Origin of the sequence: Pseudomonas sp. 2VD (assembly GCF_005503585.1) — a bacterium.
GTDB lineage: Bacteria > Pseudomonadota > Gammaproteobacteria > Pseudomonadales > Pseudomonadaceae > Pseudomonas > Pseudomonas aeruginosa.
Map to the genome: position 1 here is coordinate 1 of NZ_SCND01000513.1, position 3,229 is coordinate 3,229.

Annotated in this window: 2 protein-coding genes and 1 pseudogene; 2 read left to right on the forward strand and 1 reads right to left on the reverse strand. The window is 69.0% G+C overall.

Annotated features, from left to right (window positions below):
• Positions 1 to 606, reverse strand: a pseudogene (gene nmoA / locus FFS27_RS30815) (nitronate monooxygenase); the annotation flags it as partial.
• Between the two features lie 107 nt (positions 607 to 713).
• On the opposite strand from nmoA, the gene nmoR reads away from it, so the two are divergent.
• Together nmoR and ppgL are read left to right on the forward strand one after the other, a co-directional pair.
• Positions 714 to 1,568, forward strand: coding sequence for a LysR family transcriptional regulator NmoR (gene nmoR, locus FFS27_RS30820; RefSeq protein ID WP_023100795.1), 855 nt, complete (start codon positions 714 to 716; stop codon positions 1,566 to 1,568).
• A 79-nt stretch (positions 1,569 to 1,647) separates the two neighbouring features.
• Positions 1,648 to 2,814 carry a gluconolactonase PpgL gene (gene ppgL, locus FFS27_RS30825; protein WP_137952453.1) on the forward strand — a complete coding sequence of 389 codons (1,167 nt, stop codon included), beginning with the start codon at positions 1,648 to 1,650 and terminating at the stop codon, positions 2,812 to 2,814.
• Positions 2,815 to 3,229: the final 415 nt, after the last annotated feature.

Genomic DNA, 3,229 nt, shown 5'->3' on the forward strand with positions numbered 1-3,229 from the left:
GACCAGCGCCAGGGTGCCGATGGCGGCGTCGCCGCGCTCCGGCTCGAACACCCCGCGATGGCCACCGGCCTCGATGCCCTGGGCGACCACCGCATCGGCGCCGGCGGCCTCCACCAGAGCCGCTTCCTCCGGCGTGGTGGCACTGACCAGTACGCGGATGCCCGCCGCCTGCAACGCGCGAACCTGGTCGCGGGGCGGCGCGCCGAAATGGAAGCTGACCGCCGCCGGCCGCTCTTCCAGCAGCATCGGCAGCAGGGTCGGGTCTTCGAGGAAGCTCAGGTAGATGTTGTTCAGGCGCGCCGGCGGCTCGGCGCCGAACTCGGCGAACAGCGGCTTCAGGTAGTCCAGCCAGGCGCGCTCGCGGGCCGGGTCGGCCTGCCCCGGGCGGTGGCAGAACAGGTTGACGTTGAACGGCTTGTCGGTCAGCCCGCGCACCTCGCGGATCAGCGCCCGGCCTTTCTCGGCGGCGCTACCGGTGATGGCGATCGAACCGAGCCCGCCGGCGTTGGATACGGCGGCGGCCAGCGCCGGCGTGGAGACGCCGAGCATGGGTGCCTGGATGATCGGCTGCTGGATGCCGAGCAGGCGCGTGAAGCGGTCAGTCATGGCGATTCCCTCTCCCGGTCGGACGACACCGCGTCGGCCGACGCTTGACCAATATATCTTCATAAAAGAATATTTTTAACAATTCATTCTCATAAAGAGATAGATCGATGGACCTTTCCTCCCTCGAAATCTTCCGCGCGGTCGCCCACGAAGCCAGCGTCACCCGCGCCGCTCAGCAGTTGCAGCGAGCGCAGTCGAACGTCACCACGCGGATCCGCCAGCTCGAGGAGGACCTGGGCGTCGAACTGTTCCTGCGCGACGGCAAGCGCATGAGCCTGACCGAACGCGGCAGCGAATTCCTCGCCTACGCCGAGCAGTTGCTGGCTCTCGCCGACGAGGCGCGTCAGTCGATGCATCCCGCCGAGCCCGGCGGGCGCCTGCGCCTGGGCAGCATGGAAAGCACCGCGGCCAGCCGCCTGCCGGCGCTGCTGGCGAGCTATCACAAGGCCTGTCCGCGGGTCGCCCTGGAAGTCTCCACCGGCACCAGTCGCGCGTTGTTCGATGGGGTGCGGGCGCGGCGCCTGGACTGCGCGCTGGTGGCCGCCGGCCCGGGCTGGGCCGGCGAACTCGATGGCAGCGGCCTGCGCGGCGAGCCGCTGTTCCGCGAGGAACTGCTGATGATCCTGCCGGCCGAACACCCGCCGGTCCACGACGTCGCCGAGGTGCGCCTGCGCACCCTGGCCGGCTTCGCCCGTGGCTGCACCTACCGGCAACTGGCCGAGGACAGCCTGGGCACGCCGCTGACGGTGCAGGAAGTCGGCTCCTACCATGCGATCCTCGCCTGCGTCGCCGCCGGCGCCTGTGTCGGCGTGCTGCCGCGCTCGGTGCTGCAACTGCTCGGCACACCGCCGCTGCGCAGCCTGCCCCTTGCCGAAGTAGACACCTGGCTGGTCTGGCGCGAAGGCTACGCGACCGCCGCCTTCGAACGCTGGCGCGGCCTGCTGAGCCAGGCCGGCGACTGAGCGGCCAGGGGCGAACCCAACGGCCTGGCTCCGGTCCAACCCCGAGCCATCAGAACAATAGCGAGCCAAGGAGTTGCCCATGAGAAGACTGCCCACCCTCTGCCTGCTGGCCCTCGCGCCGCTCACCGGCGTGGCGCCCCAGGCCCAGGCCGCCAGCCTCTACAACCTGCTGGTGGGGACCTATACCGAAGGCTCCAGCGAAGGCATCCAGGTATACCGCTTCGACGGCGCCGACGGCTCGGTGAAAGGCCCGCTGCGCGTGGCCCATACCAGCAACCCCTCGTACCTGACCTTCGCCCCGGACCAACGCACTCTGTTCGTGGTCAACGAGAACGGACGGGGCGGCAAGGGCGATACCGTCGGTCGCGCCACGTCCTACCGTTTCGATCCGATCAGCGGCCGCCTGCAACAGATCAGCCAGGTCCAGACCCTCGGCGATCATCCGACCTACAGCAGCCTCAGCCACGACGGTCGCTACCTGTTCGTCGCCAACTACTCGGTACAGCCGGAAGGTTCGGTGGCGGTACTGCCGGTGCGCGCGGACGGCTCGCCGGCGCCGGTGGTGCAGGTGGAGTCGCACCAGGCCAGCAAGGTGCATCCGCGCCAGGTTTCCGGTCATGTGCACTCGGTGGTGTCCTCGCCCGACGGCCAGTACCTGTTCGCCCCCGACCTCGGCGCCGACAAGGTATTCGTCTACCGCTACGCCCCGGAACAGGCCGAACGTCCGCTGCAGGCGGCCGATCCGACATTCGTCCCGACCCCGCCCGGCAGCGGCCCGCGCCATCTGATCTTCAGCGCCGACGGGCGTTTCGCCTACCTGACCCTGGAACTGAGCGGCCAGGTGATGGTGTTCGCCCATGAGGGCAATGGCCGCCTGCGTCAGTTGCAGACCCACGACCTGGCGCCTGCCGGCTTCCAGGGCAAAGTCGGCGCCGGCGCCCTGCACCTGTCCGCCGACGGCCGCTTCCTCGGCGTGCTCAATCGCGGCGACGACAACCAACTGGTGACCTTCGCCGTCGACCCGGCCAGCGGCCAGTTGCGTTTCGTCGAACGGCGCTCGGTGGAAGGCACCGAGCCGCGCGAATTCGCTTTCTCGCCCGGCGGGCGCTTCGTCCTCGTGGCCAACCAGAATAGCGACCAGTTGCGGGTGTTCGCCCGCGATCCGCAGAGCGGCCAGGTGGGCAAGACGCTGCAAAGCGTCGAGGTGGGGTCGCCGAGCGATCTGCGCTTCGTGGCGGTGCCGTGACCTTGCACTCGGCCATCCGCCGATACGCCGCTGGGCCGGCGGATCGGCGCTAAGCGGTCATCCGCACTACGGAGCCAGACCCGAAGCCCGCCCTGGCTCCAAGGCCCACAGGCATGGAGCTTCCGCCCACATACGGCAAGTCCTGTAGGGCGAATAACGCCAGGGGCGTTATCCGCCGCTGTCCCGGAGAACCGGCGGATAACCGCAAGCGGTTATTCGCCCTACGGAACCAGGATCCGCCACGTAGAGGTTTGCCATGCTTGCCCTCCAGACGATGGGGTAGCTAACTCGCCCCGGCAGGAGGTCGAATCGTCGCGCAGCGGGTCGAGCGACAGTGATGCCGCGAAGGCGTCTCGCTCCAGGGGGAACCGTCGCGACGGGTTGCCCGCAAGCTACACCCAGCCCCTCCCCCAAT